The organism is Mycobacterium sp. URHB0021 (genome assembly GCF_054057895.1).
In genome coordinates this window covers 7,692,475-7,719,281 of record NZ_JBSRZT010000002.1, presented here as the reverse complement: position 1 = coordinate 7,719,281, position 26,807 = coordinate 7,692,475, and the positions used below count along the sequence as shown (strand labels likewise).

Annotated in this window: 25 protein-coding genes and 2 pseudogenes; 8 read left to right on the top strand and 19 right to left on the bottom strand. The window is 66.4% G+C overall.

The window, feature by feature from the left end; genetic code table 11:
- Positions 1–2: 2 nt before the first annotated feature.
- The 3 genes from ACVWWN_RS39895 to ACVWWN_RS39885 all read right to left on the bottom strand — a co-directional run bounded on the left by ACVWWN_RS39895 (position 3) and on the right by ACVWWN_RS39885 (position 2,592).
- Positions 3–671, bottom strand: a complete 669-nt coding sequence (locus ACVWWN_RS39895; protein WP_457148806.1) for a GAP family protein — start codon at positions 669–671, stop codon at positions 3–5.
- 147 nt (positions 672–818) lie between these two features.
- Positions 819–1,232, bottom strand: a complete 414-nt coding sequence (locus tag ACVWWN_RS39890; protein ID WP_457148805.1) for an STAS domain-containing protein — start codon at positions 1,230–1,232, stop codon at positions 819–821.
- 124 nt (positions 1,233–1,356) lie between these two features.
- Positions 1,357–2,592: a DNA polymerase domain-containing protein gene (locus ACVWWN_RS39885; protein ID WP_457148804.1), complete on the bottom strand. Its 1,236-nt coding sequence runs from the start codon at positions 2,590–2,592 to the stop codon at positions 1,357–1,359.
- Positions 2,593–2,647: 55 nt separating this feature from the next.
- Here ACVWWN_RS39885 and fadD2 point away from each other — a divergent pair, with 55 nt between their 5' ends.
- Both fadD2 and ACVWWN_RS39875 read left to right on the top strand, forming a co-directional pair.
- Complete coding sequence (fadD2, locus tag ACVWWN_RS39880; protein WP_457148803.1) at positions 2,648–4,336, top strand: long-chain-fatty-acid--CoA ligase FadD2; 1,689 nt, start codon at positions 2,648–2,650, stop codon at positions 4,334–4,336.
- A 115-nt stretch (positions 4,337–4,451) separates the two neighbouring features.
- The gene (locus tag ACVWWN_RS39875) at positions 4,452–5,231 is read left to right on the top strand and encodes an SDR family NAD(P)-dependent oxidoreductase (protein WP_457148802.1); all 780 of its coding nucleotides are present in this window, start codon (positions 4,452–4,454) and stop codon (positions 5,229–5,231) included.
- On the opposite strand, the gene ACVWWN_RS39870 is transcribed toward ACVWWN_RS39875, so the two are convergent.
- From ACVWWN_RS39870 to ACVWWN_RS39845, 6 genes are all read right to left on the bottom strand, one after another.
- Positions 5,228–5,548 carry a hypothetical protein gene (locus tag ACVWWN_RS39870; protein WP_457148801.1) on the bottom strand — a complete coding sequence of 107 codons (321 nt, stop codon included), beginning with the start codon at positions 5,546–5,548 and terminating at the stop codon, positions 5,228–5,230. The genes ACVWWN_RS39875 and ACVWWN_RS39870 overlap by 4 nt on opposite strands.
- A 9-nt stretch (positions 5,549–5,557) precedes the next feature.
- Positions 5,558–5,839, bottom strand: a complete 282-nt coding sequence (locus tag ACVWWN_RS39865) for a hypothetical protein (protein WP_457148800.1) — start codon at positions 5,837–5,839, stop codon at positions 5,558–5,560.
- Positions 5,840–5,907: 68 nt separating this feature from the next.
- The gene (locus tag ACVWWN_RS39860) at positions 5,908–8,100 is read right to left on the bottom strand and encodes an acyl-CoA dehydrogenase (protein WP_457148799.1); all 2,193 of its coding nucleotides are present in this window, start codon (positions 8,098–8,100) and stop codon (positions 5,908–5,910) included.
- Positions 8,101–8,153: 53 nt separating this feature from the next.
- A complete protein-coding gene (locus tag ACVWWN_RS39855; protein WP_457149458.1) occupies positions 8,154–9,101 on the bottom strand; it encodes a 2-hydroxyacid dehydrogenase in 948 nt (315 codons plus the stop codon).
- On the bottom strand, positions 9,098–10,240 hold the full coding sequence (locus ACVWWN_RS39850; protein ID WP_457148798.1) for an alpha/beta hydrolase: 1,143 nt from the start codon (positions 10,238–10,240) through the stop codon (positions 9,098–9,100). The genes ACVWWN_RS39855 and ACVWWN_RS39850 overlap by 4 nt, the downstream gene beginning before the upstream one ends.
- 1 nt (position 10,241) lies before the next feature.
- Positions 10,242–10,871 (bottom strand): TetR/AcrR family transcriptional regulator, encoded by a 630-nt coding sequence (locus tag ACVWWN_RS39845; protein ID WP_457148797.1) that lies wholly within the window; start codon positions 10,869–10,871, stop codon positions 10,242–10,244.
- A gap of 89 nt (positions 10,872–10,960) precedes the next feature.
- Between ACVWWN_RS39845 and ACVWWN_RS39840 the strand changes: the two genes are divergently transcribed.
- Positions 10,961–11,539 (top strand): VOC family protein, encoded by a 579-nt coding sequence (locus ACVWWN_RS39840; protein ID WP_457149457.1) that lies wholly within the window; start codon positions 10,961–10,963, stop codon positions 11,537–11,539.
- Here ACVWWN_RS39840 and ACVWWN_RS39835 read toward each other — a convergent pair.
- Positions 11,536–12,171 (bottom strand): TetR/AcrR family transcriptional regulator, encoded by a 636-nt coding sequence (locus ACVWWN_RS39835; RefSeq protein ID WP_457149456.1) that lies wholly within the window; start codon positions 12,169–12,171, stop codon positions 11,536–11,538. The two genes, ACVWWN_RS39840 and ACVWWN_RS39835, sit on opposite strands and share 4 nt — an antisense overlap.
- Before the next feature lie 72 nt (positions 12,172–12,243).
- On the opposite strand from ACVWWN_RS39835, the gene ACVWWN_RS39830 reads away from it, so the two are divergent.
- Together ACVWWN_RS39830 and ACVWWN_RS39825 are read left to right on the top strand one after the other, a co-directional pair.
- Entirely contained in the window at positions 12,244–13,143 is a 900-nt protein-coding gene (locus tag ACVWWN_RS39830; RefSeq protein WP_457148796.1) for an oxygenase MpaB family protein, read from the top strand.
- Positions 13,144–13,193: 50 nt separating this feature from the next.
- Positions 13,194–13,502 carry a hypothetical protein gene (locus ACVWWN_RS39825; protein WP_457148795.1) on the top strand — a complete coding sequence of 103 codons (309 nt, stop codon included), beginning with the start codon at positions 13,194–13,196 and terminating at the stop codon, positions 13,500–13,502.
- Between the two features lie 332 nt (positions 13,503–13,834).
- On the opposite strand, the pseudogene ACVWWN_RS39820 reads toward ACVWWN_RS39825, so the two are convergent.
- Positions 13,835–15,028: pseudogene (locus ACVWWN_RS39820) on the bottom strand (alpha/beta hydrolase family protein).
- A gap of 31 nt (positions 15,029–15,059) precedes the next feature.
- Entirely contained in the window at positions 15,060–16,922 is a 1,863-nt protein-coding gene (locus ACVWWN_RS39815) for an ArnT family glycosyltransferase (RefSeq protein WP_457148794.1), read from the bottom strand.
- Positions 16,923–17,020: 98 nt separating this feature from the next.
- Here ACVWWN_RS39815 and ACVWWN_RS39810 point away from each other — a divergent pair.
- Positions 17,021–17,789, top strand: a pseudogene (locus tag ACVWWN_RS39810) (trans-aconitate 2-methyltransferase).
- On the opposite strand, the gene cysC reads toward ACVWWN_RS39810, so the two are convergent.
- From cysC to ACVWWN_RS39785, 5 genes are all read right to left on the bottom strand, one after another.
- Positions 17,786–19,654 carry an adenylyl-sulfate kinase gene (gene cysC / locus ACVWWN_RS39805; protein WP_457148793.1) on the bottom strand — a complete coding sequence of 623 codons (1,869 nt, stop codon included), beginning with the start codon at positions 19,652–19,654 and terminating at the stop codon, positions 17,786–17,788. The pseudogene ACVWWN_RS39810 and the gene cysC overlap by 4 nt on opposite strands.
- Positions 19,654–20,574: a sulfate adenylyltransferase subunit CysD gene (cysD, locus tag ACVWWN_RS39800; protein WP_457148792.1), complete on the bottom strand. Its 921-nt coding sequence runs from the start codon at positions 20,572–20,574 to the stop codon at positions 19,654–19,656. The genes cysC and cysD overlap by 1 nt, the downstream gene beginning before the upstream one ends.
- Positions 20,571–21,374 (bottom strand): trehalose 2-sulfotransferase, encoded by an 804-nt coding sequence (gene stf0, locus ACVWWN_RS39795; RefSeq protein WP_457148791.1) that lies wholly within the window; start codon positions 21,372–21,374, stop codon positions 20,571–20,573. Before stf0 ends, cysD begins: the two co-directional genes overlap by 4 nt.
- A 67-nt stretch (positions 21,375–21,441) precedes the next feature.
- Positions 21,442–22,827: a sulfatase family protein gene (locus ACVWWN_RS39790; protein WP_457148790.1), complete on the bottom strand. Its 1,386-nt coding sequence runs from the start codon at positions 22,825–22,827 to the stop codon at positions 21,442–21,444.
- A gap of 112 nt (positions 22,828–22,939) precedes the next feature.
- Entirely contained in the window at positions 22,940–23,422 is a 483-nt protein-coding gene (locus ACVWWN_RS39785) for a hypothetical protein (RefSeq protein WP_457148789.1), read from the bottom strand.
- 48 nt (positions 23,423–23,470) lie between these two features.
- Here ACVWWN_RS39785 and ACVWWN_RS39780 point away from each other — a divergent pair, with 48 nt between their 5' ends.
- On the top strand, positions 23,471–24,142 hold the full coding sequence (locus ACVWWN_RS39780; protein WP_457148788.1) for a phosphatase PAP2 family protein: 672 nt from the start codon (positions 23,471–23,473) through the stop codon (positions 24,140–24,142).
- On the opposite strand, the gene ACVWWN_RS39775 is transcribed toward ACVWWN_RS39780, so the two are convergent.
- Positions 24,096–25,589, bottom strand: coding sequence for a phosphatase PAP2 family protein (locus ACVWWN_RS39775; protein WP_457148787.1), 1,494 nt, complete (start codon positions 25,587–25,589; stop codon positions 24,096–24,098). The two genes, ACVWWN_RS39780 and ACVWWN_RS39775, sit on opposite strands and share 47 nt — an antisense overlap.
- A gap of 116 nt (positions 25,590–25,705) precedes the next feature.
- Here ACVWWN_RS39775 and ACVWWN_RS39770 point away from each other — a divergent pair, with 116 nt between their 5' ends.
- The gene (locus ACVWWN_RS39770; protein ID WP_457148786.1) at positions 25,706–26,338 is read left to right on the top strand and encodes a L,D-transpeptidase family protein; all 633 of its coding nucleotides are present in this window, start codon (positions 25,706–25,708) and stop codon (positions 26,336–26,338) included.
- A 3-nt stretch (positions 26,339–26,341) separates the two neighbouring features.
- On the opposite strand, the gene ACVWWN_RS39765 is transcribed toward ACVWWN_RS39770, so the two are convergent.
- Entirely contained in the window at positions 26,342–26,803 is a 462-nt protein-coding gene (locus ACVWWN_RS39765) for a nuclear transport factor 2 family protein (protein ID WP_457148785.1), read from the bottom strand.
- Between the last annotated feature and the right edge of the window lie 4 nt (positions 26,804–26,807).

The window sequence follows — 26,807 nt, the reverse complement described above, 5'->3', positions numbered from 1 at the left end:
GGTCAGTACAGAGCAGCGATACCGCTGTACACCAGCGCCACGCCGACGACGAGGAGGATGACGGCGGTCAACACCGCATGCTGCCGCTGCAGCAGCCAGTCCCTCACCCGCTCGAGCCGACGATCGACCCGGTGGCCCGCCACGAAGTAGGCCAGTATCGGGACTGCGACCGTCGAACCCGCGATGACGGTGTAGTGGGCGATGGCCAGCCACGTACCCGGTACCCCGAGCTTGGCCGTGCCGATCATCAACCCGGCCGCCGCGGTCACGACGAGCACCCTGGGCCGCACCAGCGTGAGCCCCACCCCGATGGCTGTGGCGGCAGTGGGGGTGATGCGACTGATCCGGCGCAGCCAGGCCGGCTCGTGGATCGGGTACGAGCGCGTCAGCCATCGCCGCACGCCGAACCCTGTCAGGACGACTCCGATCCCGATGCGCGGCCAGCCCGTCCATGACGGTCCGGAATCGTCCAGCCGGGGCACTTGGACGAAGATCGTCGTGACGGCCGCCAGCCCGAGGAGCCAGCCGGCCAGAAACGCCAGTCCGGTCGGCTTCGGCCGCTCGCTGTGCAGCACGAGCAGGACAGCCGGGATGATCGACACCAGTGACAGCGAGACCACCAGGGCGAGCGGAATCAGCTCGCTGAGGACACTTCCCCAACTGCCCGGCATCTAGCGCCGATACGGCATCGGCACACGGGCGACCAACGGGTTGTCAGCGTGGCAGCGCCAGCTGCGCCTGCGCGGCCTTCTGCCGCCGATGATGAAGGAGGTAGGTCAGCCATCGAACGTCTAGCAACACTGTGATCGCCCTCCTTTCTAAGCGGACTTCGTGAGAAGCGGTAGCAGTCGGCGACGCTCGGTCAGTGCTTCGGCGAAATGGTTCAGCGCCTCGGGAACCGATTCGGTGACCGGAACCTGAAGTTGGTCGTCGAAAACCCGCAGCGCCCAGTTGACCGGTGTGCTGGCGATCAGCGACCACTCGACACCGGCGGCGACACACCGCTCGTCGACCGAATAGAGCAATGAAACGCTTTCTGGTGAAAAAGAATTCACGCCACTCAGATCGAGGATGACGGGCTTCTCCGCCAGGATGAACCGCTTGGTGTGAGCACTGATGCGATCGACGTTCTCGCCGTCGACGTCACCGGTGATCGACACAACCGTCGCGAGCTGTCGGCAGTGAGCCCGAACCTGGGCGCCATCGCAGTCGAATGTCGGATTGCCGTACATGTGCGCCTCCTTCGCTCGTCCGTTGAGGTTCAAGTTAATGAACCAATTTAAGGCTGCTGGGTGTAACGGCTAATACTTTGGTAAGAACCGACTTTGCCGACTCAGCAAACCGGGCCGAATGTGGTCACTTATCGCGAAGCCACTGCGGGCCCGTGTAGTTCTGCCACGGGTTGTAATCGGCGAGCAACGGCTCCTGTGCAGGCCGCTGATCCTCGGGTACGTGCTGCAGATTCAGCCGGACCCGGTACCAGATCGAGCTGGGACCACGCATGCCGTCCACGAGAATGTCGACGGGTGCCAGCTTTTCGGCTACTGACGGGTATCTTTCGCGCCACGTGTCGAGCGCGGCCATCGCCTCGTCTTTGGTCTTGGTGCGTGCGACCTCGATCAGCGGCATGACCGACTGGCGTCTACCCGTTCCCTTCTTCGCTCCCCGCGGGGCCTTCTCGGCGGGACCCAACCGGTCCGCCAGGTCGAGCAATTGGTCTAAATTGCCGACCGCATCATCCATACCCTCCCAGGGGTCACCGTAATCGGCGAAGCGCTTGGGCACCGTGGCGATCGTGAAGTTCTCGGGCCGGCAGCCGGCGACCTCGTCCCAGAAGAGCGGTGTAGAGACCCGCGCATCCGGAGTTGCGCGAACGGAGTACGCCGACGCCACGGTACGGTCCTTCGCGTTCTGGTTGAAATCCACGAAGACGCCTTCGCGTTCCTCCTTCCACCATCTCGCTGTCGCCTGCGCCGGTGCGCGTCGTTCGACCTCGCGCGCCACCGCTTCGGCGGCCAGCCGGACGAACTTGAACGGCCACCGGGGCTGTATACGCGCATAGATGTGGAAGCCGCGGGATCCCGATGTCTTCGGCCATGCGATGAGCCCGTGGTCCTCGAGAACCTCGCGGGCGACAAAGGCGACGTCGAGGATCTGGCGCCACGTGACCCCGGGCATCGGGTCGAGGTCCACGCGGAGCTCATCGGGATGGTCGAGGTCGTCGGCGCGCACCGGGTGCGGATTCAGGTCGACGCACCCGAGGTTGACCGCCCACACCAGCCCGGCGGCCTCGTGGAGCACGGCCTCCTTGGCCGAGGTTCCGGAGGCGTACTTCAACTCGGCCACATCGATGAAGTGGGGCCGCTTCTCGGGCGCCCGCTTCTGGAAGATCGCCTCCTCAGCGATGCCCTTCACGAACCGCTTGAGGATCATCGGCCGGTCGCGCACGCCGCGCAGCGCGCCCTCGGCAACCTCGCCGTAATAGCGCATCAAATCCATCTTGGTCACGCCCAGGTCGGGAAAGACGACCTTGTCGGGGTTGGTGATGGGCACCTGCCGGCCGTCGACCTCGAGGTGAAGCGAAGCGGGCATGTTGTCATGGTAAGTTCCGAGCCGCCGTGCGACGGCCGTCACATAGGGTGGGCTCATGCCCAAGCTGACTGATCTTCCTTTGCAGGCAGTAGCCAAGGTTAACCAGCTCGCCGAACGCGGCTCGGCGGAACTGCACTACGCCCTCAAGATGTTCCAGGCTGGCGCGTTCAAGCTCGAACCGCCGCAGAACGTCGCGGCGATGCTCGCCGATATTCGCCGTTGGGGCGAGTTCGGCATGATCCCGGCACTCAACGCGCGCCGCACGCCCAACGCCACCGCGATCATCGACGACGACGGTGAGGTGACCTTCAAAGAGCTCGACGATGCCGCCCACGAAGTGGCCAACGGCTTGCTCGCGATGGGCATCAAGGGCGGCGACGGCGTCGCAATCCTGGCCCGCAATCACCGCTGGTTTCTGATCGCGCTCTACGGCGCGGCGCGCACCGGTGCCCGCGTCATCCTGCTCAACAGCGAGTTCTCGGGTCCGCAGATCAAAGAGGTCTCCGAGCGCGAGGGCGCGAAGGTGATCATCTACGACGACGAGTACTGCCAGGCGGTCTCGAAGGCCGAACCACCGCTGGGCAAGCTGCGCGCCCTCGGTAGGAACCCGGACAAGGACGAGCCGTCCAGCAGCACCGACGAAACGCTGGAGGAACTGGTCGCCCGCAGCAGCGGTAGGCCGGCACCCAAGACGACCCGGCACTCGTCGATCATCATTCTGACCAGCGGCACCACCGGAACACCGAAGGGTGCGAACCGAAGCACACCGCCCACGCTCGCGCCGATCGGCGGTGTGCTCTCCCACGTCCCGTTCAAATCGGGTGAGGTCACCTCGTTACCCGCTCCGATGTTCCACGCGCTGGGCTTCCTTCATGCCACCATCGCGATGATGCTCGGCACGACCCTGGTGTTGCGCCGCCGATTCAAGCCGGCGACCGTGCTGGCCGATATCGAGGAGCACAAGGTGACCGGCATGGTGGTGGTGCCGGTCATGCTGTCACGCATCCTGGACGCGCTGGACGGGATGGACCGCAAGCCCGATCTGTCGTCGCTGCGGATCGTGTTCGTATCCGGATCGCAGTTGGGTGCCGAGCTGGCGAGTCGCGCGCTGAAGGATCTCGGGCCGGTCATCTACAACCTGTACGGGTCGACCGAGATCGCGTTCGCGACCATCGCGCGGCCGAGGGATCTGTCGATCAACCCTGCGACGGTCGGACCCGTGGTCAAGGGCGTCAGAGTCAAGATCCTCGACGACAACGGCCACGAGCTGCCGCAGGGTGAGGTCGGCCGGATCTTCGTCGGAAATTTCTTTCCGTTCGAGGGCTACACCGGCGGCGGCCACAAGCAGATCATCGACGGTTTGATGTCGTCGGGTGACGTCGGCTATTTCGATGAGCACGGCCTGCTCTACGTCAGCGGGCGCGACGACGAGATGATCGTCTCGGGTGGCGAGAACGTCTTCCCCGCCGAGGTCGAGGACCTGATCAGCGGTCACCCCGAGATCATCGAGGCGACCGCGCTCGGTGTCGAGGACAAAGAGTGGGGTCACCGGCTGCGCGCCTTCGTGGTCAAGGCCGAGGGCGCCAGTGTGGACGAGGACACCATCAAGACGTATGTGCGCGATCACCTGGCCCGCTACAAGGTGCCGCGCGAGGTGGTCTTCCTCGACGAACTGCCGCGCAACCCGACCGGGAAGGTTTTGAAGCGCGAGCTCCGCGACATGGCCGTCGGCGGAGACGACTAGAAGGCGCAAGTCGGCGGAGACGACGAGAAGGCGCAAGTCGGCGGAGACGACCAGAAGGCACAAGTGGAGTAGCCGGACAGGAATACCCGACGTCTCGCGGTGGTAGTACTGCGGCGTGAACATCGATCTGACCGGAAAGACCGCGCTCGTCACCGGCTCGACCCAGGGCATCGGGCTGGCGATCGCCGAAGGATTGGCCAACGCCGGTGCCCGGGTGGCGGTGAACGGCCGCACCCCGTCGCGCGTCGAGGAAGCGGTGGCCAATTTGCAGGGTGACGTGATCGGCGTGGCGGCGGACGTCGCGACCGAGGAGGGGACCGCCGCGCTGCTGCGGGAGCTTCCCGACATCGACATCCTGGTGAACAACCTCGGCATCTTCGGGGCGGTGCCTGCCCGCGAAATCACCGACGAGCAGTGGCGCACCTACTTCGAGGTGAATGTTCTTGCGGCAGCACGGCTTATCCGCAGCTATCTGCCCGGGATGACCGAGCGCGGGTGGGGCAGAGTGCTGCAGATCGCCAGCGACTCGGCGGTTGTGATCCCCGAGGAGATGATCCACTACGGGGTTTCCAAGACGGCGCTGTTGGCGTTGTCCCGCGGTTTCGCCAAGGACGCCAAGGGCAGTGGGGTCACGGTCAACTCGGTCATCGCCGGGCCGACGCACACCGCCGGCGTCGAGGACTTCGTCTACCAATTGGTGGACAAGTCCCTGCCGTGGGACGAGGCGCAGCGAGAATTCATGCGCAAGCACCGGCCGCAATCGCTACTGGAGCGGCTCATCGAGCCCTACGAAATCGCCAATATGGTCGGCTATCTCGCGTCTCCGCTGGCGTCGGCGACGACGGGCGGCGCGCTGCGGGTCGACGGCGGCTACGTGGATTCGATCCTGCCCTAAACGCCCGAAGTGGAAGAGGCCGCCGCCCACGGGATGGACAGGCAGAACAGCATCAGCGTCAGCAGGAACCACCCGGCGCCCTGCCACGGCACCCACGCCCCCTCGGCCTTCCATAGCCGGTAGGTCTGGATAAACGCGCCGATCCCGCCGAGGAACAAAACCGCCGGGACGACCGACGCGACGACCATGGAGTGTTTCGCGGTCAGTGCGTAGACGGCGAACGCGATAGCGGCCACCACGACAACCGCGGCCGTGTATTTGGCTGCCGCGCGGAACGCATCGGGCCGGTCGAACCGCTTTTCGGCGTCATGGGTCATGACGACCGGTCAGGGGCCCCCGTTGATGTACCAGGACAAGCAGCCAGGATGGTTCCGGCAGGCAATGATCGCGTTCGCATCGGGCGCCGCTCCGCGCACCCTCGGGGCCTGCGGTCCGGGAAGCGTGCAGCTCTGAACAAACGGAGCCCAGGGGATGACGCCGTTGTAGCAGGGCCGCGCGGACGCCTGTGGAGCGTTTCCGATGGACAGGGCGACGGGGGTGGCCAGGAAAGCCAGCGCCGCCGCTCCGGTGACGACAATGCGCGCAAGACGCCGTCCGATGAGACTCATATCAATGCCAACGCTTTCGGCTGCCAACTCTTCAGATGGTAGACCTCGAGCTGCGCGCCGGACAGTGATTACGGATCGCGGGGCAACCCCAGCAGTCGCTCGGCGATGATGTTGAGCTGCACCTCCGACGTGCCGCCGTAAATCGTGGTGGCGCGGCTCGCGAGCAGATATTCGGCCCATCTGCCCGGCAGCTGGTCGGGATCGCCGATCGCACCGTCGGTGCCGAACGACGACACGGCGAACTCCGCGTAGCCCTGGCCGGTCCTCATCGACAACAGTTTGGATATCGCCGCCGCCGGCATCGGATCCCCCCCGGCCAGCGTGAGCAGGGTAGACCGCAGGTTCAGCACCTTGGCCGCGTGACCCTCGGCGATCAGGTGGCCCGCGTGGTCGTGCCCGATCTGGTCGAACTGGCCGTCGCGGATGAACTCCACGAAACCATCCAGGCTGGGCAGGAACGGCGGTTCGCTGGAGCCGATCGACACCCGCTCGGCGGTCAGGGTGTTGCGGCTGACCTCCCAACCGCGGTTCACCTCGCCGAGCACCAGGTCGTCGGGAACGAAGACGTCGTCGATGAACACGGTGTTGAACATCGCGTTGCCGGTCAGTTCACGCAGCGGCTTCACCTCGATGCCGTCGCTGCGCATGTCGAGCAGGAAGTAGGTGATGCCGTTGTGTTTCGGCGCGTTCGGGTCGGTCCGCGCCAGCAGGGCGCCCCACTCCGAGACCTGTGCACCCGTGGTCCAGATCTTCTGCCCGGTGATTCGCCAGCCGCCGTCGACCTTGGTGGCCTTGGTGGTCAGGCTGGCCAGATCCGATCCGGCTCCTGGCTCGGAAAAGAGCTGACACCAGATCGTCTCGCCGCGGAAGGTCGGCGGCAGGAAACGCTCCTTCTGCTCGTCGGTGCCGAACGCGACGATCGACGGGATGATCCAGGCGGCGATGCCCATCGCGGGCCGGCGCACGCGACCGCTGTTGAACTCCTGGGCGATGATGATCTGCTCCACCGGACCCGACGCACGTCCCCACGGCACCGGCAGATGCGGCTGCACCCAGCCGCCCTCGGCGATCGCCACCGTGCGCTCTTCACGCGGTAGCGCCTTGAGCGCATCGACTTCGGCCCGGATGGCGTCCCGCAGCTCCGTGGTCTCCGGGTCGAGGTCGATGTTGACGGAGCGCAGCCCGCTCGTCGTCGCGAGGTCCACCACCAGTTGCGGATAGTCCGCGGCGCGGCCGAAGCACGCGGCCAGCACGAGCGCCCGGCGGTAATAGATGTTGGTGTCGTGTTCCCAGGTGAAGCCGATGCCACCGTGTACCTGGATGCAGTCCTGCGCGCAGTGCTGTGCGGCGGCTGGCGCGAGCGTGGCAGCGACGGCGGCGGCGAATTCGTATTTCGAGCCTTCCGAACCGCTTTCGCGGGCCGCGTCGATGGCGCGAGCGGCGTCCCATACCGCCGCGGTGGCCTGTTCGGTGTCCGCCATCATGCCCGCGCACTTGTGCTTGATCGCCTGGAACTGACCGATCGGGCGGCCGAACTGCTCACGGATCTTCGCGTAGGCCGCCGCGGTGTCGGTCGCCCAGCGGGCGACGCCGATGGACTCCGCGGACAGCAGCGTCGACATCAGCGCACGGGCCAGCGTGCGACTCAGGTTGCTCAGTACCCGGTCGTCGCCGACCTCGACCGCGTTCGCGCGCACGTGGGCCAGCGGCCGCAGCGGGTCCACGCTCTTGACGGGTTCGATTTCCAGCGTATCCGCGTCCAGCACCACCCACTCTTCGCCACTGTCGATGGCCACCGGCAATACGAGCACGGACGCCTGCGCGGCCGCGGGCACCGCACGCACCTCACCGCGGATGACCAGGCTGTCCCCGTGGCGGGTGGCGGTGAGCCCCGAGTCGATGGCGTAGGCGGCGATCACGTCGCCGGACGCCAGCTCGCCCAGCAGCTTGGCATCGGGGTCGTTCGCGGAGATCAACGCGCTGGCGATGGCCGAGGGGACGAACGGCCCCGGCACGGCGCCGTAGCCGAACTCGGCGATGACTATGGCCAGTTCAAGGATGCCAAACCCTTGTCCGCCAACGGATTCTGCGAGGTGCACACCCTGTAGGCCCTGCTCGGCCGCGGCCTTCCAATAGGGCGGTGGATTTGGGATCGCAGTCTCCAGCGCGTCCTGCAGCACCTCGGACGGCGCCACCCGCGCCACCAAGGACCGCACCGAATCGGCCAGGTCGTTGTGTTCAGGAGTGATCGCGATGGGCATCGATGCACCTCTTCGTGGGGGCTTCCCTATTAACCGGTCGGTGGGGAGCGACATTACCCGTTCACCACGTTGGCGAGTTCACCCCCGTCGCGCATCCGACGGCAGTTGTCCACCGCTTGTTCCAGGTAGCGCCGCATGGTGTCGGCTGTGTACCAGGTGACGTGCGGCGTGAGCACGACGTTGTCGAGGACCAGCAGCGGATTGTCGGCGGCAACGGGTTCGACGGCGAAGACGTCGAGGCCCGCGGCGGCCAGTCCGCCGCTGTTCAGCGCCTCGACCAGGGCGGCCTCGTCGACGACCGGGCCTCGTGACGTGTTGACCAGGACCGCGTCCGGCTTCATCCCGGCGATGGCGGCCCGGTCCAGCATGCCCGCGGTCCGTTCGGTGAGCGGCAGGTGCAGCGAGACGATGTCGCTGGTCGCCAGGAGGTCGGGCAGCGTCCGCCAGCCGGGATGCCCGTCGTCGCGGGTGCTGGTGTGCAGCACCCGGGAAGCCGGCGTGCCCATCGCCGTCACGATCGTCTCCACCCGCTTGGCGATGTTGCCGTAGCCGATCAGCCCGACGGTGCAACCGCCGACATCGCGTACGGTCTCGCCGAGGCTGGCGTCAGAGGGCCAGCCTCGGCCCTCGCGGGTGGTCCGGTCCAACTCGGGCAGCCGGCGCAGCGCGGCAAGCATGAGCAGCACGGCACCCTCGGCGACCGACGGCGCATTGGCCCCGGGCATGTTCGCGACGGCGACGCCCAGCCGGGTCGCGGTATCGACGTCGATGGTGTTGACCCCGGCGCCGAGCTTGTGCACCAGCCGCAGCCGTGGCGCCTTCTCCAGGTCATCACCGCTTATCGGGCGCAGAACGTGCCAGATCACGTCGGTGTCGGGGAGTTCGCGATAGAACGTCTCGTCGTCGTCCTCGGCGCAGTACCGAATGTCCAGCCAATCCGTCTGTGAGGCAAGGAAAGCCGTGGCTTTCGCGCCGGGGGTGAAGTGTGCGAGGACTTTCAGCGCCACCGCTTCGCTATCCACCTGGCGATCGTATCGGCCTTCTCGCTGCGCGCGCCGGGCGTGGTGAAGTAGTGGTCGGTGTCGATTGCGCACAGTGCCTTGTCGGTGCTCGCCAGCGCATTGTGGATGCGTTGCGCGTCGGACGGGAACACACCGGTGTCCTGCTCGGCGTTGATCACCAGCGCCGGGCAGGTGATGCGGGCCAGATGCGGTTCGGCCCGGGTCTGCGCGTGCCGCAGGCTCCACATGCCGAGCCAATTGCGCAACGTGCACGCCGCGGCGATGCCGTGGGCGGAGCGGTTGGCCTTGACCGGCGGACCCGCGTAGCACATGTTGGCCGGGCGCTTCGTCGGTTCGATCGTCGGGTCGATCATGCGGGGGTCGGCCCATGTGCGCAGGACCGTGAAGGGGCGGTCGGAGAAGCCGGCCGCGTGTACCCGTTTGAGTTCGGCCTCGGCCCAGTCGGTGATCGCGTTGCTGCGGGCGATCTGGGCCGCACGGTATCGCTTGAGGAAATCGGCCGAGTACGGCGGACCGTTGCGCCCGTCGAACAGGTCGAGGTCGGGATCGCTTGGAATCGGGTCGCTTTCGTCGACCACCGACGCGTCCATCCACGCGGCGAGGACATCGGGTCGGCCGGGGTGCGCCGCGCTGGCGATATAGCCGTCGGCGGGCGTCAGGTCGTTGAGGCCGGCCGCAGGGCGCATGCCCTCCAGGGGTGTGACATGCGGGTCCACGGCCTGTGCCTGGTAGGCGGCCATCAGCGAACCACCGCCGGAGTTGCCCAACAGCACCACGGTTTCCACGCCCGCGACCTCGTGCAGCCAGCGCACACCGACACCGATGTCGACCAGGGCGTGGTCGAGCAGGAAGCTGCTTTCGAATCCGCGGTAGCGGGTGTTCCAGCCGAGGAAGCCGATGCCGCGCGTGGCCATGTAGTCGGCGAGATAGTGCTCCGAGAAGTCGATCTGGTAGTGGGTGGCGATGATCGCGACCTTCGGCTTGCGCCCCACGCCCCGGTGGTAGAGACCCTGACACGGGTGACCGCCCGCGCCCGCGCGCCTGGCGGTCGCCGACGGCAGCCCGACGAATTCGCGGGTGACGCCCGGCGAGCCGGAAGACGCCGATGTTCTGGTCATGTCAGCTGGTCTCCTCGTGATAGATCGTCCGGTAGAAGATCTTGGCCAAGGTGGTGACGCATGCCTCGTCGTCCACCGCCTGCAGCACACGGTTGCCGCTCAACTGTGTGTAGCAGAACTGGTTGAGCATCGACACCATCGCGACCGCGATCAGGTGTGGATCATCATCCTGCCTGCAAAGTGCCTCGCGCTGAGCCTGTTTCACGATTTCCGTGATCAGCCGGATCGGCAGCGAACAGATGTCGTTCCAGTACCCGGCGAAGTCGTCACTGACCATCGCCAGCTGCGACACGCTGATGATCTCGGCCAGTCGGTTGCGGTAGGTGTGCCAGTGTGCCGCTGCGGCCTCATACGACCGCTCCCAGTTGGTCAGGCCCGGTTCCGCGGCGGCCCGGGATCGTTCGCGTGCCTCATCGCGGAATCGGACGGCCCACTCGTGGACCATCGCCTCCTTGGAGTCGTAATAGTTGTAGAACGAGCCGGTTGACTTGCCCGCCTCGGCGGCGATATCCGAAATCGTGGTCGCGAGGATCCCCTTGCGCGCGATCACCGTCTTGGCCGCGGCGTCGATCGCGGCCTGCGTCTGCCTGCCGCGCAGGGTCGGCAAGTGTTCGCGCGGGCCGGTGGTCACTGTGGCGCGCCCCTTCGTCGGGCGTTGTCCGGAACTGAACCTGATGTTAGATTCAGATTACGATCTTGACCAGGGCTGGGAGGGCCGACGTGATCAAGCCGGACAATCCCAACTCGGAGTTCGAACTCGGTGGCGTCAACCATGTCGCGCTGGTGTGCTCGGACATGGCGAAGACCGTCGACTTCTACCGCAATGTGCTGGGGATGCCACTGATCAAGTCGCTCGATCTCCCTGGCGGCATGGGCCAGCATTTCTTCTTCGATGCAGGCAACGGAGACTGCGTCGCGTTCTTCTGGTTCGTCAAGGCACCTGACCGGGTGCCGGGTATTTCGTCGCCTGAGGCGATCCCGGGCATCGGGGACATTGTCAGCGCGGTGAGCACCATGAACCACTTGGCATTTCATGTGCCCGCGGAGAAGTTCGACGAGTACCGGCGGCGGCTCAAAGCCAAGGGTGTGCGGGTCGGGCCGGTGCTCAATCACGACGAAAGTGATGCCCAGGTCTCGTCTACCGTGCACCCGGGCGTCTACGTCCGATCGTTCTACTTCCTGGATCCAGATGGCATCACACTCGAGTTCGCCTGCTGGACCAAAGAATTCACCGAGAGCGACACCAGCGCGACGCCGAAGACCTCGGCAGACCGCCGACCGCCGGTGGCCGCGGGCTAGCCCGTGTAACGCGACGGGTCGGCGAGCGCATCGAGCGTTGCCGCCAATTGGTCTGCGAGCTGCCCCGCGCTCAGCGTGACCGCGCCGGAGAGCCACGCCGAGATGGCCTGGCTTACGCCGCCTACGGCGAAATGTGAAGTGGCCCCGGTGGTGTCGTTCTCCTGTGCCCCGAGAGACCCGGCATGTTGAAACAACAGCGCCGCGAACAGCGCGGTCGATTCCGCGCGTTTGCGCACGATCACCGCATTCGACAGTTCGGCACCGAACAACAGACGGCCCACCCGGGCGTCGGCGGCGATGGCGCGGACGACGTTGGCCATGCCGGCCCGGCTCTGCTCGTCAGCCGGCGCCGCTGCGACGGCGGCCTGCGTGGTGGCCGCGATGTCGGCGATGACCCAGTCGAAGACCGCGGCGACCAGATCGTCCTTGTCGGTGAAGCTCTCGTAGAAGTACCGAACGGTCAGACCGGCCTGCCGGCAGACCGCGCGCACGGTGAGCTCGGAGGCATCCGGTTCCGACCCGAGCAGCTCGAGGCCAGCCTCCAGCAGCTGTCGCCGACGACAGGCGAGGCGATCTGCCGCATCGACGCCGCGGTACGGCCGCGCGGTGCCATTCGACGCCATGCGGACCATCTTGACACCCGTCACGCCGTGCGGACAATATCAGGAAACACACGTTCTCACATTCAGTCGACCGAGGTGGCCATGACCGTCAGCGGGCCGATAGATCACGTCGGACGGGCGATCAACGATCCGGTTCTGGCGGGTGGGAGGCGACCGCCCCGATGGATGGCCGCATCTGAGGATGCCATGCTGGGGATCGGGCTGTTGTCCGGGGCGGCCAACGTGATCATGGAACTCGCCCGGCCCGGCGTCGGCTATGGCGTGAAGGATTCTCGGGTCGAGAGCGGACGCGCGGACCGACACCCCTTCAAACGGGCGAGGACCACGATCACATATCTCGCCGTGGCCCTCGCCGGCAGCGGGACACAGAAGGCAACCTATCGTCGGGCGGTCAACAAGTCTCACGCCCAGGTGTACTCGTTGCCGGAGAGCCAGGTGTCATACAACGCCTTCGACAAGGACCTGCAGCTGTGGGTCGCGGCGTGCTTGTACAAGGGCTTCGTCGACGTCGTGCGGATCTTCGTCGGTGAGATGGACGACGAGTGGGCGGACCACCATTATCGGGAAGGTAGGAAGCTCGCCACGACGCTGCAGGTGCCCGCACAGATGTGGCCTGCGGACCGAAAGGCCTTCGACGAATACTGGCAACAGTCGCTGGATCGGGTGCACATTGACAACGCCGTCCGTGACTACCTGTATCCGATTGCCGCGGGCCGGGTCGCCGGGGCGAATCCACCCCGCTGGCTGGAAAAGCGCCTGGACCCGGTGAATCTCTTCGTCACGACCGGCCTTCTGCCGCAGCGGTTCCGCGACGAGATGAACCTGCCGTGGGACGAGGCAAAGCAGCGCCGGTTCAACCGGGTGACGGCGGCGCTGGGCAGGATCAACAACCTGCTGCCGCGCGCTGTTCGACGGTTCCCGTTCAATTGGGTGCTGATAGACCTGGATTGGCGAATTCGGACGGGACGCCCGCTGGTCTAGCGGCTTGACACCCGGTACACCCCGATATCGCCGTATAGACCCTTGAGCCGTTGTGGACCAAAGCTTTCGAAGCCAAACCAGATCCCGCCGACAGATCGCGCACTGTCCGGCTTGGCGAGCACGTCACCCGTGCCGGCCAAGTTTTCGATCCGGGCGCCCGTGTGCAGGTCTCGCTGACGCTGGGCGCCGCGGACAATCTTGCGGCCTTACGGGCGAGGTCACCGCGGATCCCGTTGCGCGACACCGCCGAAGTCGCCGTCCGCATGCTGGTCGACCACCTCAGCGAGACCGGCTGGAATGTCGTGGTCACCAACGCCGTCGATGCGCCGATCCATGGCATGACGAAGGAGACCAGGTGAGGGATGCGCGACGCGTCAGGGTATGTGACCGCCTGCCGCGTCGCGGTCGATGCTCGGCTGACGAGCACCCTCACCAAGCTGTGGTCCGATTCGGCGCCGGAGATCTGGACCGCACTTGAATTCGGGGGGACCACCCGAAATCGGACCATCGCGGTGCTCTGCGCCATTCGCGGCGGTGAACGACCGGGGCCAAAGCGTCACTGCCGGGTCTCTCGCCGCTGCGCGCATGGTACGGACCTCCGTCGACGCCCTGTACCCGCTGTCGGTGGATCGGCTGGACACCGCGCCCGGCCCAATTGCACCAGGCCGGTCACGTCCCGGCTCGCCGCGGCTCAGGTGAGCATGAAGTCGTGCAGGAACCGGGTCATGCGCCGCAGGTAATCCGGCTGGCTGACGTGCAGGATGTGGTTTCCGGGAAACCAGTGGAAGGCGCAGCGGTCCCAGTGTTCCCACAGCAGCTCGGCCTGTTCGGGAGGCGCCAACCGGTCGCCGAGACCGGCGATGATCAGGCGCCGGTCCCGTGGTACCAGCGGCCGATAGTTCAGTGGTGAGGAGTACCTCGTCGCGGCGCGGCTCAGCTCCGTGTCCGTGCCGGAGAGCGCCTCTCGCAACGCCACCACCTTGTTGGCGGGGAACCATTCGTCGACCGTCCTGTCCGGCGTGACGACCGGCACGTTGGGAATGACTGCCTGAATCCTCTCGTCGACGCTGGCGATCAGCGCAGACGTGTAGCCGCCCAACGACATGCCGGTCAGCGCGATCCGGTCGACACCGGTGAACTCGAGATAGTCGATGAGCGAACGGAAGTCGTGTACCGCCTGCGCCATCGCCTCGGCGAATCCGGCGAAGCCGTGCGCAAAGTAGCCGTAACCACTGAACAGGGAATCCTTTTCGGCGCGGCCACCGTGGAAGGGCAGCGTGTACAGCATGATGTCGTAGCCGGAGCGGTAGAACCACGGCAGCGAGAAGAACAATCCGTTGAACAGGTATGCCGACCCCATGAAGCCGTGAATCAGGCACAGCGTGGGGCGTGGCCCGTCGCCGTGGCGCCAATGCTGGGCGTGGACGACGTTGTTGCGCGCGTATCCCCGGCACTGCTCCCGCAGCGCTGGGTTCACCGCCTCGAAGCTGCTGTTGAACCGGATGTTGTGCACGTTGCCCTTGGCGATCCACTCGGCGACGGGGTTCGCCGGCCGTGAGGACACCCGGGGCACCGACGTCGGCGCCGGGAACGCGAGCGAAGTGTCGCGAGCGCTCGCCAACTCTGCGTAGAAGCGCAGGTGATCATGCTCCGCGCGGGACCAGGAGCGCCGCAGCGCTCCGACCACCGTCGGCAGCATGGTGGCACTCAGCAGCGACGCGATGGCGGTGCGCAGCGCGATGTCGGCGACGGCCTACGAGTCGACGATCGCGCGCTGGCGAAGCGTCAGGTCGATGCGGCGCGGCAGCCCGCGGGCACCGGCGTCGGCGCCGGCAACGTCGGGGACGGGGATCGGCGGATCGACTGGGGCACCGTCGGTATCCACGCCCGCATCGTAACCCGACCTGTGCGCGCCGTTACGTCAACCGATAGACCGTCGAATTGCCAACGGTGGTGCTGGGATAGTGTGCGGCGACCCAGTCGGCGATCTCCCTGGTGTGCGATGCGAAGTGATTCTCCGAACGGATGACCTCACCGTGGGCGCCGGGCCCGAGCGCGCCGTGTCCGCCCTCGACGTAATAGGCGATCTTGCCGGCATGCACGTCGTCGATGAACTGCCGCAGGGTCGGCACGGGGTCGCCGCTCCAACCACCGACAGCCATCACCGAAGTGCCCGACGCGAGCTCCAACGCCGCCGCAGACTGCGAGCCGTTCGTCGCCGCAGCCCACGGGGTGTGCGTCGCGGCCAGCAGGCCGGCCAATTGGGTGTTGGTGCCTTCGTCGCCCATCCACGTGAGGCTTTGGATCGCGGGCCGGATGGCGGTCGGTATCGAGCCGTGGTGCGGTGTGCTGACGGTGGCGAGGGAATAGACCGCAGTACCGGCGAGGCCGGCGATTGTCCCGAGCACCACCGCGGCGACCTGCGTGTGGCGCCACATGACGCCGATGGCGCCGACCGCCGCCACCGCCACGATCAGCCAGGCGAACCACAGCGGACCAAAAGCGTTGCGGGGCAGCAGTATCACTGATGCCGCGGCTGCCAGCGCGAACATCACGGCCGCAGCGACACGACCGTCCCACCTGGACCGGGACCCAAACGCCCACACCCCGCCCATGCCGATGAGTGCGGCGAGGGCCGGTGCCAGCGCAACGGTGTAGTACGGGTGGACCACGCCGCCCATGAAGCTGAACACCAGCGCGGACAGCACGAGCCATCCGGTCCACATCGACAATGCCGCCATCTCGGCCCGACTCAACCGGCGGCGGGCAGCCAGATATGTGCCGAATACGATCACGAACAACGCGACGGCAAGCAACCAGGCGATCTCGTTGCCCATTTCCCCGGTGACCAGCCGGTGCAGACCGGTGCGCCCCCCGAACAGCGGCAGGCCGGATCCGCGGCCCCAACTGCCGAGCGCCACGCCTGGGCTGCGATGGCCCAGGATCCGGCTGATCCCGTTGTATCCGAAAGCCAGATCGAGGACGGTGTTGTCGCTCGAGCCACCGATATAGGGGCGGGCATCCGCGGGGGTGAGTTGCACCGCCAGTACCCACCACCCGGCGGTGACCACCGATCCCGCGGTGGCGGCGAGCAGGTGCAGCGCACGCCGGGGCCACGTCGTCGGCGCGAACCACAGGTAGGTGAGCGCGAAACCCGGCAGTACCAGGAATCCCTGCAACATCTTGGTCAGAAACGACGTGCCCATGACCACGCCGACCAGCACCAGCCAGCGCCATGACGCTGTTTGCACGGCCCGCGCGAGGCAATATGCGCCTGCCGTCATCAGCAGGACCAGCAGGGCATCGGGATTGTTGTAGCGGAACATGAGGGCCGCCGCGGGCGTGAGGGCCAGCACCGCGCCGGCCAGCAGGCCCGCGGCGACGCCCTGGGTGCTGTCGCTGAAACCACGTCGTACCGTGCAGAACAACACCGCAACGGCGGCGACGCCCATGAGTGCCTGCGGGGCCAACGCGGAGAGGCTGTTCACTCCGAACAGCCGCATCGACAGCCCGGTCAGCCAGAGCGAAGCGGGCGGTTTGTCGACGGTGATGAAATTGTGCGCGTCGAGTGACCCGAAGAACCACGACGACCAGTTCTGCGAGCCCGCCTGAGCCGCAGCGGCGTAGAAGGAATTGCCGTAACCGCTGGCCGACAGGTTCCACAGGTAGAGGACCGCGGTCAAGACAAGCAGCACCGTCAGCGCCCAACGCGGCCACGCGGCGCGACGCCCGCCCGGATCGGTGCCGGCCGTGGCAGGCAACTCGACAAGGGCGGTCACGTTGCCACCGTGCAGGTTGATGCTGGGCCGGGGACTGTGCCGCTGCTGCGAACCTCCTGAGAGTCCGGTGCCGCCGGTGATGATGCGACACTGGCGTCATGTGGAACCCCGACGTCTATCTGACCTTCGCCGATCACCGCGGCCGACCGTTCTACGAGTTGGTGGCGCGGGTGGCCGCCGAAGCGCCCCGCCGAGTGGTCGACCTGGGCTGCGGGCCGGGCAACCTCACCGCCACCTTGGCTCAGCGATGGCCGGCGGCCGTCATCGAGGCGTGGGACAGCTCACCGGAGATGGAAATCTGTCGAATCCGCGCGCGAGCGTGGGGTCGACGCCAAGGTCGGCGACGTGCGCGAGTGGCAGCCTGAGCCCGATACCGACGTCGTCGTGACCAACGCCGCCCTGCAGTGGGTGCCCGAGCACCCCAAACTGCTGGTGCGTTGGGCGGGCCAGCTGACCGCGGGTTCGTGGATCGCCATGCAGGTGCCAGGCAACTTCGACGCTCCGTCCCATCAGGCCGTGCGCGAACTCGCCAGACGCGAAAACTGGTCAGAGCCGTTGCAGGACTTCCCGTTCCGGGAGGGGCAGGTGGAATCCCCCTCGGGATACGCCGACCTCCTCACCGACGCCGGCTGCACGGTGGATGCGTGGGAGACCACCTACATCCACGAGTTGGAGGGTGAGAATCCGGTGCTGGAGTGGATCACCGGAACCGCGTTACGGCCGGTGAAGAGCCTGCTCACCGAACCGCAGTGGCAACAGTTCCGCCTCGAGCTGATCCCGCTTCTGGACGCCGCCTATCCGCGCCGACCCGATGGCAAGACCTACTTCCCGTTCCGCCGGATTTTTCTTGTGGCACAGGTGAATTAGGCGGAGCGTCGCTTGTTGAGCAGATCGATCACCCGGGCGACGAGATCGTCGATGTCGGCGCCGGTGGTGTCCAGCACCAGGTCGGGGTTCTCGGGCGCCTCGTAGGGTGCGTCGACGCCGGTGAGGCCCTTCAGTTCGCCGGACCGCGCCCGCGCATACAGCCCCTTCGGGTCGCGCCTCTCGCACTCGTCGCGGGGTGTGGCCACGTGTACCTCGATGAATGGCAACCTGGCCGCGTCGTTGAGGGCCCGGGCGATCTCCCGATCGGATTTCAGCGGAGACACCAGCGAGGCCAATGCGACCACGCCCGCGTCGGCGAAGAGCCGGGTGAGGTGTCCGACGCGCCGGATGTTCTCGGCCCGGTCTCCGGCCGAGAACCCTAGATCGTCGGAGAGCCCGTGCCGGATGTTGTCGCCGTCGAGCAGGTAAGCCACGTCTCCGGACTCCACGAGCGCCCGCTCCACCGCCACCGCGACCGTTGACTTGCCGGACGCCGGGAGCCCCGTGAACCAGATCGTGGCGCCGCGCTGACCGGTCGCGGCGAAGCGGTAACCGCGGTCCAGCGACGACGGGTGCCAGCGGATGTCGTTGCGGGTCTGCACACCCGGTTTCACCTCACGTGGCTCGATGATGGTGCCTGCACCGACGGTGTCGTTGGTGGTCTCGTTGATCAGGATGAACGCACCGCTGTCACGGTTGTCGGCGTAGGAGTCGGCGACGACCACCGAACTGGTCCGCAGCGTCACCTCGCCGATGTCGTTGAGGACCAACTCGACTGGGTTGTCGAGCTCATCGAGGGTTTCGGGGTCCAGGCGGGAGTGCAGCGCCTGGACGGTGGCCCGCACGGTTCTGGCGCCCTGTTTGAGGGCGAGCCGGTCGCCGGCGCGCAACGGGCTGTCGACGAACCAGCACACCGTGGCGTCGAGTTCGCGGGCGGACACCGGCAGGCTCGCCGCGTCGGTGCCACTGACGAAGACGTCACCGCGGCCCACGTCGATGTCGTCGGCGAGTTCAATCGAAACCGACAGCGGCGCAACCGCGGTCGTGCGGTCGTCGTCGAGGGTGTCCAGTGCGGTCACGACCGATGTGGTGCCGGACGGCAGGCTGACCACCGGATCGCCGACGCGCAGGGTACCGGCCGACAGCCGGCCGGTGTAACGGCGGCGCTGCTGCGCGGTCGGTCGGGACACCCACTGCACCGGAAGCCGAAGCTTGCCCGGTACGGGTTGTGGTGCCGACAGCTCGACGTTCTCCAGGTAGTCCAGCAGGGTGGGGCCGTCATACCAGGGCGTGCGGTCGGATGGGTGAACGACGTTGTCTCCGTGCTTGGCCGCGATCGGGATGACGGTGATGTCGACACCGCCGAGACGTGCGGCCACCTGATGCAACTCCTCGGTGACCTCGGCGAACCGCGCCTGGTCGAAATCGACCAGATCGATCTTGTTCACTGTGGCGACGAAATGCTTCATGCCCAACAGCTTTGCGATCCGCGCATGCCTGTTGGTCTGGCGAAGCACCCCGGCGCGAGCGTCGACCAGCAGCACCGCCACATGGGCGTTGGACGCACCGGTGAACGTGTTGCGGGTGTAGCGCTCATGTCCGGGTGTGTCGGCCAGGATGTAACTGCGGCGCTCGGTGGAGAAGAAGCGATAGGCCACGTCGATGGTGATCCCCTGCTCCCGCTCCGCGCGCAGACCGTCGGACAGCGCGGCAAGATCGGCGACGCCTTCGTCGTCCGTCACCGCCTCCAGATGGTCTAGGGGGAGGCTGTCGGTGTCGTGGAGCAGTCGGCCGATCAGCGTGCTCTTGCCGTCGTCGACGGAGCCCGCCGTGGTGATCCGTAGCAGTTGACGGGTCTCGGTCATCAGAAATACCCCTCGCGCTTGCGGTCTTCCATGGCGGCGGCCGAGGTGCGGTCGTCAGCCCGCGTCTCGCCCCGCTCGGACACGGTGGCCGCGGAGACCTCGGCGATCACCCGTTCGATGTCGGTAGCGGTGGACCGCACCGCGCCGGTGATGGTGAGGTCGCCGACGGTGCGGTAGCGCACCCATTCGACCGATGCGGTCTCGCCGTCGGTTGGTCCGGCGTATTCGGACACTGCGAGCAGGATCCCGTCGCGTTCGAACACCTCGCGTTCGTGGGCGAAGTAGATCGACGGCAGCTCGAGGTGCTCCAGTTCGATGTAGCGCCACACGTCCAGTTCGGTCCAGTTGCTGAGCGGGAAGACCCGGACCTGTTCGCCCCTCTTGATCCGGCCGTTGTACAGAGACCATGGCTCCGGGCGCTGGGCGCGAGGGTCCCACTGCCCGAACTCGTCTCGGAAGGACAGGATGCGTTCTTTCGCCCGGGCGCGTTCCTCGTCACGGCGCGCACCGCCGAACGCCGCGTCGAAACCTCCGGTCTCCAGTGCGTCCAGCAGAGTGCGGGTCTGCTGCCGGTTGCGGGAGGCGCCGGGTCCCGGGTCGGGCACCCGGCCGCTGTCGATGGATTCCTGGACTGCGGCGACGATCAGCCTGTGGCCCTCGCCTGTCACGCGGCGGTCGCGGAACTCGATGACCTCGTCGAAGTTGTGCCCGGTGTCGACGTGCATCACCGGGAAGGGCAACGGGATGGGCCGAAAAGCTTTCTCTGCCAGGCGCAGAAGGACGATCGAGTCTTTGCCCGCCGAGAAGAGCAGCACGGGTCGCTCGAGTTCGGCGACCACTTCCCGGATGATGTGCACGGCCTCGGCCTCGAGGAGGCGCAACTCGTCGACGTGCAGCGTGTCGCTGGTGGTGTGGATCATGTCGGTAGCCCGTCTCGTTCCGCGTCGACCCGGTAGCGGTCTGCCCATTCATCGGAGCGTTGATCGGCCTGACGTTCGAGCACCGGCGAGGGTGCCAGTCCCGGGTCCTGACCGAGCGCCTCGAGCACGGCGCCCACGATCTCGGTGAGGTTACGCCAGAGCACCGGGTAGGAGACCTCGATGTGTTCGACACTCTCCTCGTCGAACCAACCGCGCCAGCCCTTCTCCTGTTCGCGCAGCATCGTGACGACATGGGCGATGGCGGCTGCGTTGTACTCGGCACGGGAGTCACGCGCCGGATCGGGTCGGCCGCGCCAGACGCGGGTCTGAACGGCTCGCCAGAACGAAACCGCCTGGGAGACCACGTCGGGGCGGTAGACGTGGATCAACACCGGATCGCTTCCGATGACGTCGCGGATCGCCGAGAGCAGCCCGTGCCCGGAGCGGTCCGCCAGACCCTGTGCGCGCTGCAGTAACAACGGGGTCTGGTTCCACATCAGCTTGCCGCCCCAGATGCCGTTGGGTGTCCGGCCCACCGTGCGGATGTAGTCGCGCCAGATCTCCGGCGGTGCGAGGTCGGGCTTGCCCTCGTCGAGTGGGTCGAGCAGTCGCAGGATCGATGGGTCGTCGACACCGTGGAACCATTGCCGCGGCTGCGGCGACTGGCTCGTGGTCGGCAGATACTGGAAGAACTCGCCGGGCTCACCCGCAACCCCGGTCGCCCGCAGCGATTCGACGAGCAGGGTGCTGCCGCTGCGTTGCGACGCAAGCACCAGATATGCCGTCGGGTGGGCTGACATGCGCGTGAGCCTAACGGCAATCAAAAGTCGCGGCAGCCCCAAGGAATTTGGGTCTTGCTGAATATAACTATTGCGCAGGGGTGCTGGTCGGTTCGTCCTCGATGCCGCGTTCCGCCGCGATCGCCGAACGGCTGGTCACCTGTGCGCCATGGATTTGCAGATATGTCTCGGTATAACGCTCCGAAATTCTGGTGCCGGCGAATTCGGACGGTATCACGTCATTGGTTTTCTGGCGCCAGTCGTTCAACAGCAGCGAGAGGTCGTTGGCGATCACCTCCGCCTTGTCCGTGGCGCCCGGTCCCAGCAGGTTGTGTGACTCGGTGGGGTCCTCGACGAGGTCGTAGAGTTCACGCTGGGGGCGTTCCCCCAGCACCAGCGGGGCCATGGTCCGGCCCGGCGCGCTCTCAGCAATGTCCCACGGCAGATCGAGCATCGGCCGCGCCGCGTAATTCTCGATGTAGCTGTATTCCTTCGTCCGAATGGCGCGTATTGGATCAAAAGAATCGTGGTATGTCTTTGTGGTGTAGACCTCGGAGCGCGCTATCGCATTCTCGACCGGTGCGGCCAGCAAATTGCGGGCATGGGAGACACCGTCGACTTCCGCGGGAATGTCGACAGCGAGGACTTCGAGGAGCGTCGGCAGAAGGTCGACGCCGCTGAACAGTTCGTCGTAGACCCGCGGCGGCAAGGCGGAATCCAGCGGCGGGCGAACGATCATCGCGATTCCGGTGCCCGCGTCGTAGAGGGTGGACTTCGCCCGGGGCAGTGCCGGGCCATGGTCGGTCATGAAGACGACCCAGGTGTTGCGGTCCAGGCCGGTCTCGGCGAGGGTGTCGAGCAGTCGTCCGACGGCGGCGTCGGCGACCGAGATGGACCCGTAGAACTCGGCAAGATCCTGACGGACGTCGCCGGTGTCGGGCAGGTAGTCGGGCACAAGGACGTCGTCGGCATTCGCGGGTTCGTAGCGATCGCGCGGGTAGGGCCGGTGTGTCTCGAAGAATCCCGCGGTGAGAAGGAACGGGTCACTCGGCGGATCGCTCAGCCAGCGGTTGGCGTGTTCGACGACGTACTCGCAGTACGAGTTGGACACGTCGAATTCGTCGAAGCCAAGCGTGGACGGGTACGACGTCTCGTGCTGCATACCGAATAGTGCGGTGTGCCAGCCTGATTCGGACAGTACCCGGGGTAGCGTGCGGACTCCGGTGCGGTATTCCCAGCCGTGGTGGGCGAGTCCGACCAGGCCGTTGCTCTGGGGGTAGCGGCCGGTGAACAGCGAGCCGCGCGACGGCGAGCACAGGGGCGCGGTGGCATGCGCGCGGGTGAACAGGATGCCTTCGGCCGCGAGCCGATCCAGCCGGGGGCTGAAGACGTCTTCATGGCCGTACACGCCGAGATAGCGGCCGAGGTCATGCCAGTGCACGATCAGCAGGTTGTCTCGTCGCGGCTCGGTCACTTCGCTTCACTCCTGGGGTCTTCCGGGGTACTTGGTCGGCCGCCGCAGACAAGAGCCGCGCTGACGTGCGTCTCGCTGTTCGAACTCCATGCGGCCATTGCCTTTTGCGCCGCTACGGGTGGTACGGCACTCCGACGGCGCGGAACACGTACTCCGGGGGCACGTCGAACGCCAACGAGCGCCGGGGCAGGCGCATCAGGACTTCCTCGGGGATGGCGTCCTTGTAGTGCAGCGACAGATGACCGGTGCACCGCGGATCCACGTCGGCGACTTGCACATCGAGTACCAGGCCCGTCGCCGAAATTTCACCCTTGACGGCACCCTGCTGCGACGCATCCCATCGTTGGTCGATGGTCCGTCCCGCCAACTTCGGCACGACGGACATGGTGGCGAGCACCCTCTGGTTGGTGAGAACCAACGATCCGACGTAGCTCGTGATGCTTCCCGCCGACCGCTTGCCGGGCACCTTCCCGGTGAACCGGCGCGTGACGGCGATGTACTCGGCGATGTGCAAAATGCCCTCGGCTTCGAGCTCGGCGCGCATCTGGTCGGGCAGCTTGCCGATGCGGAACAGCTTGCGCAGAAACACAGCCATGGCCAGTCACCATAACGGCCCGAAGTTACAGGTGGTACAGGTTGGAGGATGACACCGCCGAAGAGCTGGCTGATCGGCTCGGCGCTGTCTGCGGTCGCGATTTACGCACTGATGTGGATCGGCTACACGCAAGGCTGGAACTGGCTGAACACCATCGACTCCTCGGCACTCGATGCATTCCATCGCCACGGCGTCGACCACCCCGGCTGGGTGATCGCATGGAATGTGTTCTGTACCGCCTTCGGCCCGACCGCCTTCCGCCTCGCGAGTCTGGTGATCATCGTCATCGCGCTGGTCCGGCGCAACCTGCGGCTCGCGATGTTCCTCGTGATCAGCGTCGAGCTGAGCGGACTGATCACCGAGATCGCCAAAGCGATCGCCAACCGACCCCGTCCCGAGACGGCGATGGTCTTCGCATTGTCGACCTCTTTTCCGTCCGGTCACGCACTCGGGGTGATGGTCGGCGTCCTGGCCCTTCTCACCGTCGTACTGCCGCTCGTGCGCCAAACCCGATGGCCGTGGATCGTCGCGCTGGGGCTAGTGGTCGTGATCGCGGTCGGCGTCGGCAGGGTTGTGCTGAATGTCCATTATCCGTCCGACGTACTGGCCGGCTGGGCGCTGGGTTACGCCTACTTCGCCGGCTGCCTGCTGTTGGTGCCCCCCACGCGTCCCGTCACGGAAGCGGACGAAATACCGGAAGCGCCCGGTATCGCACGCTGAATTTCGCCTTGGTCAACTCCGTCCCGACCTCGCCGTCGTGGGCGAGCACGGTCGGACCGTCGACCGATGTGAACTCGAATTCCGGGACCCGCATCTCGTGATAGAGCGGACTGCGGGTCAGTCGGCCGAGGAGCAGACCGACCAGAATCCGCACCTTGCTCAGCCGGCGCCCGGTTTCGAGGATGCGGACGTCCATCAGGCCGTCGTCCATCCGGTGCCTCCGCGACGGTGCGAACCCCGACGGCAGGTAGGTGGAGTTACCGAGGAAGAACAGCGACGTCTGCAAGTTGTGGTTGTCGTACTCGATGCGCACCGGAGCCTCGCGGCGCAGCGTATGGAACATCGCATAGATGCCCGCCAGGGGCTTACCGATCCGGCGTTCGAGTTTCTCCCGCGTCCGCACGAACGCCGGATACGCGCCGATGCTGGCGGTGTTGATCACCAGCCGCTCGTCGTTCAAGCACACGAGGTCGACGCAGGAGACGCTGCCGCGGCGAATAGCGTCGACCGTTTTCGCCACGGTGTCGCAGCCGATGTCCTTGGCGAAGTGGTTGAACGTGCCGCCGGCAAAAACCGCAAGCGGAACACCGGCCTCGACGGCGATCCCCGCGGCACACGACACCGTCCCGTCCCCGCCGCCGACGGCCAGCACCTCCGCGCGCTCGCTGGCCGAGCGCAGCACCTGCTCGAGATCGTCGCCCTCGTCGAGCAGGACGATCTCCGCCTGCGGCAGCGCGTCGCGGACCTCGTCGACCACGCGGGCGCCCGTGCCGCCACCCGAGTTGGGATTGATCACCAGCACCACACCGGTGCCGTCCGGACGCTCCGGTGTGTCGATCCGCAACGGGTCGGCCGTGGGCAACTTTGTTTCGACGACGGGCGGCACCACGCGGGCACCGATCACCGCGATCGCGGCACCGATGCCGAACCCCGCGAGCACATCGCCCGGGTAATGGGCGCCCGTGGCGATACGCGACATGCCGACCAGGCCGGCCAGCAGAGCCAGTCCCAGGCCGGCCGGCGGGTTCTCCAGGCCCACTCCCACTGCGAATGCGGCTGCGCTGGCCGAGTGACCCGACGGCAGCGAGTTCGATGTCGGAGTGCGCCGACCGCGCCGGGCCAGCGGCACCACGAGCTTGTTGGGCCGCGGCCGCTTCCAGGTCTGCTTGGCCACCTGATTGGTGAAGAGGCTGGTCACGGCGAGACTCGCCACGCCGCGGAGGGCGCCGCGCTGTGTCGCGTTGTGGCGCGTCGCCACCAGCGCCCCCGCGATCGCCAACCACAGCTTCGAATGATCCGCGGCCGACGTCAGCCGCGGCATCACGGCATCGAGCAGCGGGCTGGGCGACTCCGCGACGGCCTCGAACACCTCGCGGTCCAGCGTGCCCAGACCCTGGCCGATCTGCCGGACCCCGATCCAGCGCCGTCCCATGTCCAGCAATTCCATGTGGCCAACCTAGGTCATCGAGGATGGCTCGCCGACCCCGGAGAGGAGACCGGGTCGGCCCGACCATGTGCGACCATGGTCGCGTGCGCCATTGGCGGGGAGGTCTAGGTGCGGCGATGGTGTCGTTCGTGCTGGCAGCGGTCGCCGCACCGGCCGCGGCCGCCGACTACGTACCGTGGTTCGCCCCGAAAGTCGGCAACGCCACCCAGGTGATTTCCGTTGTGGGAGCCGCCGGTTCCAAGGCGACCCTGGACGTTTTTCAGCGCACCGCCGCCGGATGGCAATCCATTCGCGTCGGGATCCCCGCCTTCATCGGCTCCAACGGCATGGCGCCCGAGACCCACGACGGCCAGGCGAAAACCCCGATGGGCATCTTCACGCTCGACTTCGCCTTCGGTACCGCCCCGAATCCCGGGGGCGGTCTGCAGTACGTCCAGGTCGATTCCGACCACTGGTGGGACGGCGATATGAAAAGCGCGACCTACAACACGATGCAGGTGTGCAAGAAGAATCAGTGTCCATTCGACACCGATCCAGCCAGCGGCACCGAGAACCTCAAGATCCCGCAATACGTGCACGCGGTGGTGATGGGTGTCAACAAGGCGCGCGTTCCCGGCAACGGTGGCGCGTTCTTCCTGCATGCCACCGACGGCGGACCGACCGCCGGCTGTGTGGCCATCGATGACGGCACCCTCGTCGAGATCATGCGCTGGCTCCAGCCGGGCGCACTCATCGCGATCACCAAATAGTGCTCAAATATTCAGCGCCTTACCGGGATTCACCTTGAAGCCGGTGATGTTCTCGGTGGACATGTTCACCTCGTAGGTGCGCTGGTAACCGGTCGCGCTGATCCGCCAGCCGTCGGCGGTGCGCCGGTAGCGGTCGTTGTAGAAAGCCGCGCCGTAGAGCATGAAATTGAAATCGGGCACGATCACCCGGTCCTGCAGATACCAGACGCCGGTGGCCTCGTCGCCGTCGACGTCGATCTCGGGGTGGGTCACCCGGTGCTCGGTCAGCACATTGGCGGGCATCGACTCACGCATGAACTCGACCAACGTGTCGCGATCGGTGAAGTGGTGCTCTTCGCCTAGTGAGCTCCCGTAGTCACCGACGATGTCCTCGGTCAGGGTTTCGGCGAAGTCGTCCCAGTGCTTGGTGTCGAGCGCGCGCAGGTACCGGTATTTCACTCGCTGGATCTCGTCGATGTCACTCATGACC

What these genes read in the sequence shown, in the direction of transcription:
- ACVWWN_RS39860 (WP_457148799.1), bottom strand. Translation starts at nt 8,100, where the DNA reads ATGCCCATCGCGATCACTCCTGAACACAACGACCTGGCCGATTCGGTG.
- ACVWWN_RS39785 (WP_457148789.1), bottom strand. Translation starts at nt 23,422, where the DNA reads ATGGCTGTGTTTCTGCGCAAGCTGTTCCGCATCGGCAAGCTGCCCGAC.
- ACVWWN_RS39780 (WP_457148788.1), top strand. Translation starts at nt 23,471, where the DNA reads ATGACACCGCCGAAGAGCTGGCTGATCGGCTCGGCGCTGTCTGCGGTC.
- ACVWWN_RS39865 (WP_457148800.1), bottom strand. Translation starts at nt 5,839, where the DNA reads ATGAGTCTCATCGGACGGCGTCTTGCGCGCATTGTCGTCACCGGAGCG.
- ACVWWN_RS39770 (WP_457148786.1), top strand. Translation starts at nt 25,706, where the DNA reads ATGGTGTCGTTCGTGCTGGCAGCGGTCGCCGCACCGGCCGCGGCCGCC.
- stf0 (WP_457148791.1), bottom strand. Translation starts at nt 21,374, where the DNA reads ATGTCAGCCCACCCGACGGCATATCTGGTGCTTGCGTCGCAACGCAGC.
- ACVWWN_RS39870 (WP_457148801.1), bottom strand. Translation starts at nt 5,548, where the DNA reads ATGACCCATGACGCCGAAAAGCGGTTCGACCGGCCCGATGCGTTCCGC.
- cysC (WP_457148793.1), bottom strand. Translation starts at nt 19,654, where the DNA reads ATGACCGAGACCCGTCAACTGCTACGGATCACCACGGCGGGCTCCGTC.
- ACVWWN_RS39775 (WP_457148787.1), bottom strand. Translation starts at nt 25,589, where the DNA reads ATGGAATTGCTGGACATGGGACGGCGCTGGATCGGGGTCCGGCAGATC.
- ACVWWN_RS39830 (WP_457148796.1), top strand. Translation starts at nt 12,244, where the DNA reads ATGACCGTCAGCGGGCCGATAGATCACGTCGGACGGGCGATCAACGAT.
- ACVWWN_RS39850 (WP_457148798.1), bottom strand. Translation starts at nt 10,240, where the DNA reads ATGACCAGAACATCGGCGTCTTCCGGCTCGCCGGGCGTCACCCGCGAA.
- ACVWWN_RS39835 (WP_457149456.1), bottom strand. Translation starts at nt 12,171, where the DNA reads ATGGTCCGCATGGCGTCGAATGGCACCGCGCGGCCGTACCGCGGCGTC.
- ACVWWN_RS39885 (WP_457148804.1), bottom strand. Translation starts at nt 2,592, where the DNA reads ATGCCCGCTTCGCTTCACCTCGAGGTCGACGGCCGGCAGGTGCCCATC.
- fadD2 (WP_457148803.1), top strand. Translation starts at nt 2,648, where the DNA reads ATGCCCAAGCTGACTGATCTTCCTTTGCAGGCAGTAGCCAAGGTTAAC.
- ACVWWN_RS39890 (WP_457148805.1), bottom strand. Translation starts at nt 1,232, where the DNA reads ATGTACGGCAATCCGACATTCGACTGCGATGGCGCCCAGGTTCGGGCT.
- ACVWWN_RS39765 (WP_457148785.1), bottom strand. Translation starts at nt 26,803, where the DNA reads ATGAGTGACATCGACGAGATCCAGCGAGTGAAATACCGGTACCTGCGC.
- cysD (WP_457148792.1), bottom strand. Translation starts at nt 20,574, where the DNA reads ATGATCCACACCACCAGCGACACGCTGCACGTCGACGAGTTGCGCCTC.
- ACVWWN_RS39895 (WP_457148806.1), bottom strand. Translation starts at nt 671, where the DNA reads ATGCCGGGCAGTTGGGGAAGTGTCCTCAGCGAGCTGATTCCGCTCGCC.